Below are 13737 nucleotides of genomic sequence, written 5' to 3'. Positions count from 1 at the left end.
TCTTTTCAAAAGATCATGCGGCATGGGTTTACTGCCCTGTCGCCTATCATTCAAGCACCCCTTGGCGCAAAGAAATAGCCTGTCGCCTTTCGCGTTTTGAGGGGCGTCCATGTCCCTCCAATTGGGGCTTTTCTGGAACAGTTTCTCTGATCTCGCTCAAATCGGCGTAACAGGCCTGCGCCTCCGAGGCGGGGCCGCGGCGGTCGGGCAAGGATATAACCAGCACCACGCGCACGGTCTGGCCTTGCGCGAAGGTCAGAACATCCCCCGCGCCGATCGCAGTTGCGGGTTTGGTAACCCGCGCGCTGTTCACCCGCACCGCCCCCTCCTCAACAATACGGGTGGCAAGGCTGCGGGTTTTGAAGAACCGCGCGTGCCACAGCCATTTATCAATCCGCAAGGTCGGGCGGGGTTGGGTCAACCTTTCTCCTTCAGACCCATCAAGGCCTGCGCAAATGGGTTATCGGGATCAATGCGATCTTTTTTCTCGGGCTTGGCACTGAAACTGCGCGCGGCTTCGGGCTTGCCGCCCTGACCCTTCCCTTTGGGCCCACGCTGCGGCTTGCCACCTTTGCGCGGAGGCCGTCCTGATCCATCCGTCTCACCCGCACCTTCTTCGCGGCGCGGGTTTGGTTTACGATCCCGCCGTGGTGGCGCCCATTTGAAGTTATAGAAAACTTCCATCTCTGGGGCATCCTCTGGGGCATCGGGTGCTGCAGCATCTGCCACCTGTGGCACTTCGGCGGTTGGCTCAGGGGTGGTTTCACCGGGTTCCGCATCCGTGGCGGCATCAGGTGCTGCGATCTCGGCGGGGGCAACAACCACCGCCTTAACCTTCACCCGTTCGCCCCTCTCAGCGCGATAGCCAAGGCCTGTCATCAAATCCGCGAATTGTTCCAGCGTGAGGCCCGTGATCGACAGCATATCGGCATTGCCCTCGAACCCCGCGCGGCTGTCTTCCTTGCGCAGCATATCCGCGAGACGTTCAAGCATATCAATACGGATGGCACGCGTGCCAGCGGGACGGTAGCCTGACATTGTAAAATACCCCTCTGGCGCTTCTGCGTCATTGGGGATTGTCACCAGCCCCGGAGGGGGGCTTTCGGGGAATTGATCCAACTTGCCCGCCAACGCCCATAGAACCAAGCGCAACCGTGTCGGCGCAGGCTTTAGCAAAGCAGGCATGAATACTGTGAACTGACCAAAGCGCACCCCATGTTTGCGCAAGAGCGCGCGTGCCTCTTGATCAAGGGCTTTGACGTCTTCTGCGACATCGCTGCGCGGCAAGATGCCCATGGCCTCAGACAGGCGGAAGGCAAAACCGCGCGCAAGCCCCGTGATGCCCTCATCTTTTTGCATCGCTAACATGGGCTCAAACAGGGCCGCAATTTTGCGATCAATAAAATGCTGCAAGCGCCGCTGCACTTTCTGGATAACCTCGGGGCCAGCATCCTCGTCAACAAAGGCCTCAGCCAAGGGGCGTGTTGCGTCACTGCCAAGGGTGAGTTTGCCAACCGCAGATTGGCCCCACATCAGCCCACCTTGCTCGGTGAAGTCAAATTCCGTGTCGGGCGCATTATACAGACGATCTGCGCGCAGATGCAGCTCCGGCTTGAGGGCAGCCACGGCGGCTTGGCGCAAGGTTTTCGCCTCATCAGGGGTGGCGGCACTATCTTGGCGGAAGCGGAACCCGTCCAAACGACCAATGAATTGGCCCTCTACGGTGACTTCCCCGTTTTCATTCACTTCGGCCACAAGGCTCTCCTTCTGTTTCAATCGCCGCATCAAAACCGATGTGCGCCGATCGACAAATCTTTGGGTCAGTCGCTCATGGAGCGCATCTGACAAGCGGTCTTCTACCGCACGGGTTTCCTCGCGCCAATACGCGACATCATCCACCCAAGCAGCACGTTGTGCGACAAATGTCCATGTGCGGATATAAGCCAAGCGTTTCGATAATGTGTCAATGTCGCCATCTTGCCGATCAATCCGCTTCACCTGCCGCGCAAGCCAATCATCAGGCACGCGGCCCAATTCATGCAAATATTGAAAGATACCCGCCAAGAGGCTGCTATGCTCGGCGGGGCTGATCCCCCGAAAATCAGGGATACAGCATACATCCCACAAAAGCCGCACATCTTGGGCATCTCTGATCCGATGGGTCACATCGGCCCGTTCCGAAAGCGTCCGCAGCGCGATGACATCATCGGCTGCACGCGCCCGCGTCAGCCATTCATTGTCGGTTTGCGCCTCCAAAGACATCAAAAGACGCGAAATTGATCCAAATGACAGGCGACTGTTGCGCCATTGCAATTTACGGATGGGGGCAAAACGATGCTCGGTGATGGCTTTGGCCACTTCATCATCTAATGGGCTTGCCTCGCCCGTGACACCAAATGTGCCTGGCAATGTATGACGGCCCGCACGGCCCGCGATCTGGCCCAATTCATTCGGAGCCAAATCGCGCATCTTGCGGCCATCAAATTTGCGCAAACCCGAAAAGGCCACGTGTTTGATATCCAGATTGAGCCCCATGCCAATGGCATCGGTCGCCACCAGAAATTCAACATCGCCGTTTTGATACAAATCGACCTGTGCATTGCGCGTGCGCGGGCTAAGCGCACCCATCACCACCGCAGCACCGCCCTTTTGGCGGCGCAAAAGCTCGGCAATGGCATAGACGTTTTCAACCGAAAACCCAACAATGGCCGAGCGCGGCGACATGCGCGACAGTTTCTTTGAACCAGTATAGGTCAGTTCCGAAAAGCGTTCTCGGCTCAGGAATTGCGCCTTCGGCACAAGCGCCGCGATTGCGCCCCGCATTGTATCTGCGCCCAGAAACAACGTCTCATGCAGGCCCCGCGCATGAAGCAAGCGGTCAGTAAAAACATGGCCCCGCTCTGGATCAGCACAAAGTTGGATTTCATCCAGAGCCAAAAAATCGCATGCGTGATTTGTGGGCATCGCCTCGACTGTGCAGACCCAATATTGCACGCGGTCAGGGATTATACGCTCCTCACCCGTGATCAGCGCGACCACGGAAGGGCCGCGTATGGCCACAATGCGATCATAGACTTCGCGCGCCAAGAGGCGCAAAGGCAGGCCAATCACGCCCGTGCGATGCGCCAACATCCTCTCGATGGCGTAATGGGTTTTGCCCGTATTGGTGGGGCCTAATACGGCAGCGATCCGCCCTTGGCCCATCAATGTGCCCGTCATGCCGCTCATCTTGCCCGTTTTAGGCAGAGCCCTGCCCGCCTCCTGCCTAGAGGCTGATTCCTTCAAGCTGGCGCTCCAGCCGCTCCACTGCCTGTTCTAGGTCGGGGCGATGCGGATGTATAGCGCGCGCGGCACGAAAAGCGTCCAAAGCATGGGAATAGGCCTCGACCTGCTCCATGATCATGCCCAAGCCCGTGAGCGCACCAAAATGATTGGGGTTCAGGGCCAAAGTGCGCGCGATATCATCAAGGCTTGGGCCATAATCCCCCATTTCATAAAATAGGGTCGCGCGCGCGTTCCAGCCTTCCGCAAATTCAGGCGCATGATCGGTCAAGGCCGTCAAATGGGTCAATGCAGCGGAATAATCCCCCCGCGCCACGGCCTGCCTGCCACGGCGCAGCAACAAATCCATCGCGGGAGAGCCCGAGCGCGACCAAAGGTTCAGGATTTCGGCTTCGACCCGTTCCCAATCGGGCAAAACGGGGCTTTGCAACTCGCTTAATAGGGAGGCGAGCCTTGCATCGGATGCAGCCTCCTCACTTGGTGCAACAGGGGCAGATTGTGCGAGGGCAGCACCGCAGAGGGCCGTATTTATTGAAAATACCGCGATCAGGATGTTGAAGCTGATCCGAAATAGCCACATCATAGGTGAGAAGTTAGCAGCCAATCACGCGACATCCAGTCCTGATTTTCAAAATCCTTGCGGTGAGGCCGCGTTATGAAAGAGAAATTCCAATGTCCGATTTGATTGCCGCAGCCGTGGATGCAATCGCCAAAAAACTGGTCAAACCTTACGATGGCGCGGCAAAATTCGTGATCGAGGGGGCAGGTTGCGTGATTATCCAAGGCGCAGACGTGCGCCCCAGTGACGAGGCTGAACCTGCCGATGTGACCATGCGTGCAACATCAGAGGTGTTCCAAGACATCCTCGCAGGGCGATTAAACCCCGCCATGGCATTTATGTCGGGCAAACTTAAACTTGAGGGCGATATGAGTGCCGCCATGCGCCTTGGTGGGGTTTTGGCGTGACCCCTCCCCCCTTTTACGGCGCAGATCGGCCCGAGGATATACGTAGGATCACCGCCGCAGACGGCAAACGCCTACGGGCGGGCCATTGGCCGAAGGGGCAAAAGGGAACAATTCTTTTGTTCACGGGGCGCACCGAATTCCTTGAGAAATACACGGATGCGGCCCAAACTTTTGCCGCGCTTGGATGGGGGATGGCCTCGCTTGACTGGCGGGGCCAAGGCCTTTCGGAGCGGCTGCTAGAAGATCCACAAATCGGTCATGTGGGTGATTTTTCCGAATATCAACGCGATGTGGATGCGTTTCTTGCCTATTGCGCGCGTTGCAATTTGCCCAAGCCATGGGTCATGTTCGCCCATTCGATGGGGGGCGCTATCGGCCTGCGCGCCCTTCACAACGGGTTTCGCCCCGCGGCTGCGGTGTTCTCTGCGCCAATGTGGGACATTCAACTGCGCCCCGTTTTGCGGATCTTGGCAAAGCTTGCCTATTTCATCGCCAAGCCGATTGGCCTTGCCGCGCGCTACGCGCCCACGCAAGGCCCGCATGAGCCGATGGTATTTGAAGGCAATCCCCTAACCCATGATCAGGCGCGTCTCGATTGGATGAAGGAACAGGCTCAAGCAGACCCGCTGCTGACCCTTGGGGGACCCTCCATTTCATGGGTCTATCATGCCTTGAACGAGTGTCAGGCCCTTGCCGCACTGCCCGCGCCAAAAGGTGTTCCGACCCTTGGCTTTGTCGGCACGGATGAGCGCGTGGTCTCGCGCGACAGAATTGCAGAGATCATGGCGACATGGCCTGATGGTCAATTTCTTGACATTGAAGGCGCCGCGCATGAGGTGTTGATGGAAACAGATCCCCTGCGCGATCAAGCCTTGCGCGCCATAGCCCAGATTTTGGGGCGCGTTGTCCCTTAGGGGCGATGCGGGGCAATCTGCCCTTGGGACAACACCACCACCCGATCCATGCGCGCGGCCAAGGCGTGGTTATGGGTGGCCACAAGCGCGGCCATGTTGGAGGCGCGCACCAGATCAAGCAGCATATCAAACACCATATCCGCCGTATCAGGATCAAGATTGCCCGTTGGCTCATCCGCCAAAAGCATCCGTGGTGCATTAGCCAAAGCACGGCAAATTGCCACGCGTTGCTGCTCGCCTCCCGACATTTGGGCGGGGCGATGCTGCGCCCTTTGCGAGAGACCGACACGATCAAGCAAGGCGGCGGCGCGTGCCCGCGCGGCCCCCTCACCATGGCCAAGGGCCAATTGTGGCAGCACGATATTCTCAAGCGCGCTGAATTCAGGCAAGAGATGGTGAAATTGATACACAAACCCCAGATCGCGGCACCGCGCGGCACTGCGCGCCGCATCGGTCGCGCGCGCCATAGCCTGACCGCAGAGATCAACCTGCCCCGCGTCAGGCGTATCAAGCAGGCCCGCGATATGCAAAAGCGTGGATTTACCAGCACCTGACGGCGCAATGAGCCCAACAATCTCGCCTGCATGAATGCGCAGATCCGCACCCGACAAAACACGCGTTTCATTGGGGCGACCAAGGTTATAGGACTTTTCCACCCCCTCAAGGCGCAGCACAGGCTGATCACTCATAGCGCAGCGCCTCCACAGGGTTCATTCGTGCGGCACGGCGCGCAGGGAAAATCGTCACCAAAAATGACAACCCAAGCGACAGGGACATGGCGGAAAGAATATCGCCCATCTCCAATCGGGCAGGCAATTGCGACAGGTATCGAACCGAAGGATCCCAGACCCCGCCCCCTGCCATCCAATTCACAGCAGCAAAAATGGGATCAATATAAATCGCGAAGGCCGACCCAAGGGCCACGCCACATAGCGTTCCCGCCACCCCTACAGAGGCCCCGCAAATGAAAAAGACGCGCAAAATCGCCCCTTGCGTGAGGCCAACTGTTCGCAAAATCCCAATATCGCGCCCCTTGTTTTTAACCAACATGATAAGGCCCGAAACAATATTGAGCGTGGCAATCATCACGAGGATCGACAAGATGATGAACATCACATTGTCCTCCATTTGCAAAGCTTGCAAAAAGGCGCCAGAACTGTCTTCCCAAGTCCACGCTGTGGCCATGGGCCCCGCTGCACCCAGCACAGGGGTCACGGCCGCATTTGCTTGTTCGGGGTCGTCCAGCATCACATCGATGCGATCAACCAGACCTTCGCGGTTAAAATAGGGCTGTGCTTGATCAAGTGGCATATAGACCCGCACGCGGTCGATATCGAAACGGCCCACTTGGAAAATATACACCACTTCAGCATTCACAATCCGCGGGCTTGTGCCAAAGGCGGTGCGCGCCCCATAGGGCGAAATCAGGCGGATTTGATCCCCAACCACCACCCCTAATTCCCGCGCCACGCCCGAGCCGATGGCGACACCTTGATCAAATTGATCCAGATTGCCCCATGCGCGTTCAGGGTCCGCGACAAGGGGCAGACTGCGCAAATCTGCGCCTGTGATCCCCACAACCTCAACGCCTGCATTGCGGCCAAAAGCGGCGGCCATTACCTGCCCCGTGACCACGGGGGCCACATGGGCCACGCCATCTAGCGTTGCAATTGCCGAAGCAATATCTGTGTAATCCGAGATCTCGCGGCTCATCGCGCCTGTTGCGCTGTAATTGGGCGCACCATAGACCGAAATATGCGGGTTCGCGCCCAAAATCGTGCCAACAAATTCGTATCGAAACCCCGCCCGCACCGAGAGGGTCGCAATCAGCGCCGCCACGGCCAAAGCGATGCCAAGAAAGCTGATCCATGTCATAGCGGACACGCCCCCCTCAGCACGGCGGGCGCGCAGATAGCGCAAGGCGATCATAAATTCAAATCGCGCAAACGGGCGCGGGGAACGAGGGGCGGGGTTGGCGGTGGCAGCGGTGGTCATGACCACTCCTTCGCAGGGCTTCCTTGCCCTGATTTAGGCCTTCTTGAGGCGCTCTACAACTTGGCGCGCGTTTTCGTCAGGCGGAAACACGGGATAGATCACATCTTCGATCACCCCATCGCGACAGATCAGGGTCAGGCGCTTCAACAACACCTCCCCCGCAACCTCAAAACTGGGCAGCCGCAGCGCATCGCGCAGTGCAAGCCCCTGATCCGATAGCATCGCATAGGGCAAATGCAGACGCAGAACCGCCTCAGCCTGATAGGCGCTGTCTTGAGTTGAGAGGCCAAAAAGATGATCGACCCCAAGCGCGCGCAAATCTGCGTAAAGATCACGAAACGCGCAAGATTGCGGGGTGCAGCCCCGCGCGCCGGGTATGTCATTCCACCCGTCTGGCAGTGCGACATCAGGCCGTCCCGTGCGCGGATAGGCAAAGATCACGCTCCGCCCCTGAAGTGCCGCCAAAGAGACGACCGCCCCATCGGTGGCAGGCAAAGATACATCAGGCAAGGTCATACCGCGCAAGTGATCTGCCGCGCCATTATCAACAGGCGCAGGGATGGTTGACCAATCAATCTCAAGCCCGTGCTTGGCAGATGCAGACATGGCCGCGCTCCTCAGTTCTGGATATACCCGAAATGCGGGGCGTAAATCTCGACCAAGCGCGCAATCGCATCTTCTGGCTTCATCTCAACGCTTTCGCCCGTGCGCCGCGAGGTCAATTCAACCACACCATTGGTAAGGCCACGCGGGCCAACAGTGATGCGCCATGGCAGGCCGATCAAGTCCATCGTGGCGAATTTGCCCCCTGCCCGCTCGGTGCGATCATCGTAAAGCGGCTCTAGACCCTTGGCACTGAGGGTGTTGTAAATCTCGTCACAGGCTGCATCTGCGGCAGCATCACCCTGCTTGAGATTGACAATCCCACAATGGAAGGGGGTCACGCCTTCGGGCCAGATGATGCCATTATCATCATGGTTGGCTTCAATAATCGCACCCAAAAGACGGCTCACCCCGATGCCATGGCTGCCCATATGGACGGGCACACGATTGCCATCACGATCTGAGACCACAGCCCCCATTGCCTCTGAATATTTTGTGCCAAAATAGAAAATCTGGCCCACCTCAACCCCGCGCGCCACGCGCTGACGCGCTTCGGGCACTTGCGCGAAAATCTCGGCATCATGTGTTTCATCTGTCCGCGCATAGCGGCTTGTGAATTCCTCTAGCACGCTTTGGCACTGGTCGACATTGTCGTAATCAATATCCCGATCACCAAAGCGCAGATCCGTGATTTCGCTGTCATAGAATACCTCAGACTCGCCCGTCTCGGCCAGAACAAGGAATTCATGGGTGTAATCGCCGCCAATTGGGCCGCCATCAGCGCGCATCGGAATTGCTTGCAGCCCCATACGTTCATAGCTGCGCAGGTAACTGACCAAATGGCGGTTATAGGCGTGCAGCGCATCCTCTTTGGTCAGATCGAAATTATACCCGTCTTTCATCAAGAATTCGCGGCCCCGCATCACACCGAAACGCGGGCGGATTTCATCGCGGAATTTCCACTGGATATGATAGAGCGTCAGCGGCAAATCCTTGTAACTGCCAACATGGGCGCGGAAGATATCAGTGATCAATTCCTCATTGGTCGGGCCATAGAGCATATCGCGGCCATGGCGGTCTGTGATGCGCAGCATTTCTTGGCCGTAATCATCATAGCGTCCGCTCTCGCGCCAAAGATCGGCAGATTGCAAGGTGGGCATCAACATCGGAATATGGCCTGCGCGCACCTGCTCTTCATGCACGATCGTCTCGATCCGTTTGAGAACCTTATAACCCAAAGGAAGCCAGCTATAGATCCCCGCGCTGGCCTGTTTGATCATGCCTGCGCGCAGCATCAAGCGGTGGCTTGCAATCTGCGCCTCGGACGGCGTTTCTTTCAGGACTGGCAGGAAATAGCGGGTCAGGCGCATAGCGATCCTCATGGATTATGGTGATGCGCCCTCTCAATCAGGCGCAATACGTTTGACAAAACCGCTTAGGCCATCATCCGCGATGCGGCAAGGGGCCTGTGGCCAAGATGCTAATGTATGCTGTTGGAAAAAAGCTGCACCACCACAATGCCGCCCACGATCATGCCAATCCCAATGATGCCCGCAAGGTCAAGTTTTTGCCCATAAACCCACAGGCCCACCAGTGCGATTGCGGCAATCCCTGCCCCTGACCAAATCGCATAGGCCACGGCCAAATCAAAAACCCGCAAGGCCTGTGAAAGCATGACAAAGGCCAAGCCGTAGCTGATCACAACCACCACAGATGGCAAAACCCGTGTGAACCCATCAGAGGCCTTGAGCGCGCTTGTTCCCGCAACTTCAGCGCATATCGTGATGGTAAGATAGATCCAATGCATGGGGTAAGCTGCCTTCTACCCTAGAAAGGGTTAGTCAAAGAAGGGCATCGGATCGATGGCTTCGAACCCGCGCCGCACCTCAAAATGTAAGAAGGACGGCGAACCAGGCCCAACCTCGGCAATGGTTTGACCGCGGCTGACACGATCCCCGCGCGAGACGGTGATGTCGCGGATATTGGCGTAAACGGTCAGCAACCCATCAGCATGACGCAAAACCAAGATCGGCACTTGATCCGTATCTTGGGTAATCGCCGCCACTTCGCCCGCCTCGGCGGCACGCACGGGCGTGCCAACCGCCGAGGCGATATCAACCCCCTCATTGCTGGCCGAGAAGGCACGGATGATACTGCCCGATACGGGGCGTAACAAAGCCCCCCCTGCATCTGCCACTGCGGGCGCGGCTGACTGCGGCTGTGCAGCAGGTGCAGGTGCGGGTGCGCTGCTTTGGGTCGCGGGGCGCGGCGCAGGCGCAGTGCTGCTTGCAGGTGCGGCTGCGCTTTGTTGCGCGGGCAGCGTTTCGCTGGTGATGGGGGCTGGCAAAGCTTGGCTTGCAGAAGGCGGTGGGGGTGGGGTCGAGGCACCAGGCATCGCCCCATCGGCAATATTGCCTGTGGCGGTTTCAAGAGCCAATGGGATGATGAGATATTGCCCCTCGCGCACCTCAAGATCGGGGCCAAGCCCGTTCCAATCCGACAAGGCGCGCACAGACACGTTGTAAAGGCGCGCAATGGAATAGGCCGTTTCTCCGCGTGTCACTCGGTGGCGCACAGGCTCTTGACCAGATTGCACCGCGGGCGATTGCGGGCTGCGTGTCTCAGCCGCATCAATGGCCGAGCTTGCAATCTGCGTGATGTCACGCCCCGCACCGCCACTGCCCACACGCGCATCGCGCGGCAAGGCCAAAATCTCGTTCGGGCGCAGCAGATCATCCGCTGTGCGGCCATTGAACCGCGCCAAGCTGTCCGCATCAATACCGATGCGCGATGCCACGCTGCGCACTGTGTCACCAGACCGCGCGACAGCAAGCTGATAATTGGGATAGGTGATTAAACCTTGCGCATCAGGTTCGGGCCGTGGGGCTGTGGCGCTGACATCCGTGTTGGAAATTGCGTTTCCACGGAAATCAAAATCCAAATCGCTGACCGCGCCAACGCAGCCCGACAACAGCGCAGCGCTCAGCCCGAAGGCGAGAATATTGGTCACAGGCAAGTGGCGCGCCACCGAAAATTTGCGTTTCATCATCTGCTCTTTCAGCTTCTGGCCGCTCAGCCAGAGGGAGGGCATCGGTTTCACCGCTGCACGTTCTTTACGCTCAACTATATATCAAAGATGCGGGTCGTTTCTACCCTTTGTCCCGCGTTATTGCGCGCTTTATGCCTCGGCCAAGCCTTCGACAAGCGGGACAAAGCGCACAGGCATCAATTCTTCGTAGTCAAACCCGTCCTCATGGCGCACAACCTTGATCAGGCTTTGCACCTGATCGGATTGCCCCACAGGCAGCACCATTATGCCGCCCACCTTCAGCTGCGCCAATAAGGGTGTCGGCGGATCTTCGGCCGCGGCCGTGACGAGGATACGATCAAACGGGGCTTGTTCCTCCATCCCAAAACAGCCGTCTCCTGTCACAACAGTGACATTGGGAATACCGAGCGCCGTGATCACCTCTTGCGCGGCACGGGTCAGGTTGCGATGGCGGTCGATCGTATAGACGCGGCGCGCCAGATGCGACAGCACCGCAGCCTGATATCCAGACCCTGTGCCAATTTCCAAAACCTTATCACGTTCGCTCACCTCAAGGGCTTGGGTCATCAACCCCACCACGGAGGGTTGCGAAATGGTCTGACCCGAGGCAATCGGCAACGGCATATCTTCATAGGCCCGATCCGCGAAATGGCCGCGCACAAACATGCCGCGATCGACTTTTTCCATAGCTGCCAAAACACGCGCATTGCTGATCCCCTTGGAGCGCAAGGTGAACAGAAACTGCATTTTGCGTTCGGCCAGATCGCTCATATTGGATCACTCAAGGCGGGATTTCAGATCTGATAGCGCATCATGGGCGGTCAAATCTGCGCGCATTGGCGTGATTGAGATATAACCTGCCAAATTGGCATGGGCATCCGTATCCGGCTGGGTCGGCACATCTTGCGCGCCGCCCTTGATCCACAAAAAGCGACGTTGGTTGGGGGCAATCATAGCCTCGACTTTAAAGCTTGTTTCGCGGCGGAAGCCCTGCGCAACAACGCGGCGCCCTTTCACATCTGCTGCGGCAACGGGTGGGAAATTCACGTTATAAAACAGCCGATAGTCATTTTGATCCCAATGCGCCTGCTGCCACAATGCGCGCAAAAGATCTGCGCCATGCGCCTCGGCAGCCTCGAACGGGTTTTCAAGATGGGCATTTTGCGGCCCAAAATATTGCGACAAAGCGATTGCAGGCAAGCCCTGCAGAGCCGCCTCCATCGCACCGCCAATCGTGCCAGAGTAGAGCACGTTCTCAGCAGAATTATTGCCGCGATTGATGCCAGACAAAACCAAATCTGGCGGGCTGTCTTGAAGCACATCGTAAAGCCCCGCCAAAACGCAATCCGCAGGCGTGCCTTCAGCGGCAAATTTTTTGGGGCCAAGTTCAGCGATCATCGTAGGATGCACGTAGGAGATGCAATGCGCGACACCTGACTGCTCAAAGGCAGGGGCAACCGTCCAAACTTCGCCATCAGGGCCTGCCAGATCAGTTGCGATTTTGTAAAGGCTGGCCAGACCCGGCGCGTTGATGCCATCATCATTGGTAATCAGAATTCGCATCAATCGCACTCCTTCACGGCTATCGTTCTGTGAGTGTTGTTAGCGAAGGGGGCGGCGCACGACAAGGGCAGAGCTGCGCTGCGAGGATCGTCTAACTGATCCGAAGCGCATGATTGCGCCGCGCCGTGTAGATCGCCGAAGCGGCCGCGCCAATAGCGCAAGCGAGCATCAAATAAATCAGCGGATAGGCCTGATCCGATTGAGACAGAATGACGCCCGAAAGCGCAGAAAGACTGGCCCCACCCGCCAACATAATCGAGCCACCAAGCCCCGAAGCCGTGCCCGCCAGGTCAGGTCTGATCGACATCATCCCAGATGTCGCATTCGGCAGCACCATCCCATTTCCAAGGCCCACAAAGGTCATTGAGCCAAAAAAGACCAGTGCGGTTTTATAGCCCAAGAAAAACAGCCCCAAGCCCGTGCTAAGACCTGCAACGGTGATCAGTGCGCCCCATAGGATCATGCGGTCAACGCCCACGCGCTCGGAGAAGCGCCCCGATATAAAATTACCGAAGAAATAACCCAAAGCGGGCGCGCCAAAAAACAGGCCAAGCAATGCAGGCTCTAGACCGAAGATGCGCGCCCCCACAAAGGGCGCACCGCCCAAATAGGCAAAAAAAGCGCCGGAGGCCAAAGTGCTTGATAAGCTATAGCCCCAAAAGCGGCGCGAAAGCAGCAAAGTGGGATATTGCGCGAATTGATCCCGCAAGCGCCCCTCCCCTTTGCGCGCGGTCTCGCCCAAATCAGCCCATGCCAAGAGCAGGATTACGAGGCCTGCCCCGAATAAAAGCCAGAAATTGGCCTTCCATCCAAAGGCTTGCCCCAAAGCGCCGCCGATGACGGGGCCAACCATTGGAACAATCGCCATTCCCATGGTGACATACCCAATCATAGAGGCTGCTTGATCCCGAGGGTAAAGGTCACGCACCACAGCACGACCCAACACCAAACCCACAACAACGCTGGCTTGGATCATGCGAAACACCAGAAACGTGATGACATCTGGCGCCCAAAGACACCCCAAACTGGCCAAGCAATAGATCGCCACCCCAACAAGCATCACAGGCCTGCGGCCGTAGCGATCAGAGAGCGGGCCAACAAAGAGTTGCAAGGCAGCGTTCACCCCCAAATAAAGCGCCACAGAAAGCTGAACCACGCCGTATTCCGCCCCGAAATACTCGGCCATCTGCGGCAAAGACGGCAGAAATACATTCATCGACAACGCGCCCAAGCCCGTGAGCACGATCAATGTAAAAATGGATGGGGCCGTGCTGCGGTCTAAGAACCGCTGCGGAGGTATGTTAGACATAGCTCATCGCTAAGCCTGTTTGACTAAACTGTCTAGTTCAAAATCCGCACATGGCG

The 13737-nt window shown here is 57.6% G+C and carries 14 protein-coding genes; 2 read left to right on the top strand and 12 right to left on the bottom strand.

All coding sequences use genetic code 11. The features are described 5' to 3' along the window. Positions 1-46: 46 nt before the first annotated feature. The 3 genes from AAC636_RS04245 to AAC636_RS04235 are packed head-to-tail and all read right to left on the bottom strand — an operon-like array spanning position 47 to position 3886. Positions 47-421, bottom strand: a complete 375-nt coding sequence (locus AAC636_RS04245; protein WP_340300517.1) for an RNA-binding S4 domain-containing protein — start codon at positions 419-421, stop codon at positions 47-49. Beyond that, positions 418-3219 carry a helicase-related protein gene (locus tag AAC636_RS04240; RefSeq protein ID WP_340300516.1) on the bottom strand — a complete coding sequence of 934 codons (2802 nt, stop codon included), beginning with the start codon at positions 3217-3219 and terminating at the stop codon, positions 418-420. The genes AAC636_RS04245 and AAC636_RS04240 overlap by 4 nt, the downstream gene beginning before the upstream one ends. 46 nt (positions 3220-3265) lie before the next feature. Next, the gene (locus AAC636_RS04235) at positions 3266-3886 is read right to left on the bottom strand and encodes a tetratricopeptide repeat protein (protein ID WP_340300515.1); all 621 of its coding nucleotides are present in this window, start codon (positions 3884-3886) and stop codon (positions 3266-3268) included. 68 nt (positions 3887-3954) lie between these two features. Between AAC636_RS04235 and AAC636_RS04230 the strand changes: the two genes are divergently transcribed. Both AAC636_RS04230 and AAC636_RS04225 read left to right on the top strand, forming a co-directional pair. Further along, a complete protein-coding gene (locus AAC636_RS04230; protein ID WP_340252356.1) occupies positions 3955-4248 on the top strand; it encodes an SCP2 sterol-binding domain-containing protein in 294 nt (97 codons plus the stop codon). Further along, entirely contained in the window at positions 4245-5162 is a 918-nt protein-coding gene (locus tag AAC636_RS04225) for an alpha/beta hydrolase (RefSeq protein WP_340300514.1), read from the top strand. The genes AAC636_RS04230 and AAC636_RS04225 overlap by 4 nt, the downstream gene beginning before the upstream one ends. On the opposite strand, the gene AAC636_RS04220 is transcribed toward AAC636_RS04225, so the two are convergent. From AAC636_RS04220 to AAC636_RS04180, 9 genes are all read right to left on the bottom strand, one after another. Beyond that, a complete protein-coding gene (locus tag AAC636_RS04220) occupies positions 5159-5851 on the bottom strand; it encodes an ABC transporter ATP-binding protein (RefSeq protein ID WP_340300513.1) in 693 nt (230 codons plus the stop codon). The genes AAC636_RS04225 and AAC636_RS04220 overlap by 4 nt on opposite strands. After that, positions 5844-7157: a lipoprotein-releasing ABC transporter permease subunit gene (locus AAC636_RS04215; RefSeq protein WP_340300512.1), complete on the bottom strand. Its 1314-nt coding sequence runs from the start codon at positions 7155-7157 to the stop codon at positions 5844-5846. The genes AAC636_RS04220 and AAC636_RS04215 overlap by 8 nt, the downstream gene beginning before the upstream one ends. Positions 7158-7190: 33 nt before the next feature. Continuing rightward, positions 7191-7763: a peroxiredoxin gene (locus AAC636_RS04210; RefSeq protein WP_340300511.1), complete on the bottom strand. Its 573-nt coding sequence runs from the start codon at positions 7761-7763 to the stop codon at positions 7191-7193. 11 nt (positions 7764-7774) lie between these two features. Then, complete coding sequence (gene proS, locus AAC636_RS04205) at positions 7775-9130, bottom strand: proline--tRNA ligase (RefSeq protein WP_340300510.1); 1356 nt, start codon at positions 9128-9130, stop codon at positions 7775-7777. Positions 9131-9240: 110 nt separating this feature from the next. Further along, a complete protein-coding gene (locus tag AAC636_RS04200; RefSeq protein WP_340300509.1) occupies positions 9241-9567 on the bottom strand; it encodes a DMT family transporter in 327 nt (108 codons plus the stop codon). 30 nt (positions 9568-9597) lie between these two features. Further along, the gene (locus AAC636_RS04195; protein WP_340300508.1) at positions 9598-10806 is read right to left on the bottom strand and encodes a peptidoglycan DD-metalloendopeptidase family protein; all 1209 of its coding nucleotides are present in this window, start codon (positions 10804-10806) and stop codon (positions 9598-9600) included. Positions 10807-10938: 132 nt separating this feature from the next. Beyond that, positions 10939-11580: a protein-L-isoaspartate(D-aspartate) O-methyltransferase gene (locus AAC636_RS04190; RefSeq protein ID WP_317656224.1), complete on the bottom strand. Its 642-nt coding sequence runs from the start codon at positions 11578-11580 to the stop codon at positions 10939-10941. 6 nt (positions 11581-11586) lie between these two features. Beyond that, the gene (surE, locus tag AAC636_RS04185; protein ID WP_317656226.1) at positions 11587-12372 is read right to left on the bottom strand and encodes a 5'/3'-nucleotidase SurE; all 786 of its coding nucleotides are present in this window, start codon (positions 12370-12372) and stop codon (positions 11587-11589) included. A gap of 91 nt (positions 12373-12463) precedes the next feature. After that, positions 12464-13681, bottom strand: coding sequence for a multidrug effflux MFS transporter (locus AAC636_RS04180; protein ID WP_340300507.1), 1218 nt, complete (start codon positions 13679-13681; stop codon positions 12464-12466). Positions 13682-13737 lie beyond the last annotated feature (56 nt).

The organism is Roseobacter sp. HKCCD5988, from assembly GCF_037830355.1.
Taxonomy (GTDB): Bacteria; Pseudomonadota; Alphaproteobacteria; order Rhodobacterales; family Rhodobacteraceae; genus M30B80.
The sequence above is the reverse complement of the archived record's forward strand: the minus strand, read 5'-3'. Positions and strand labels throughout refer to the sequence as shown.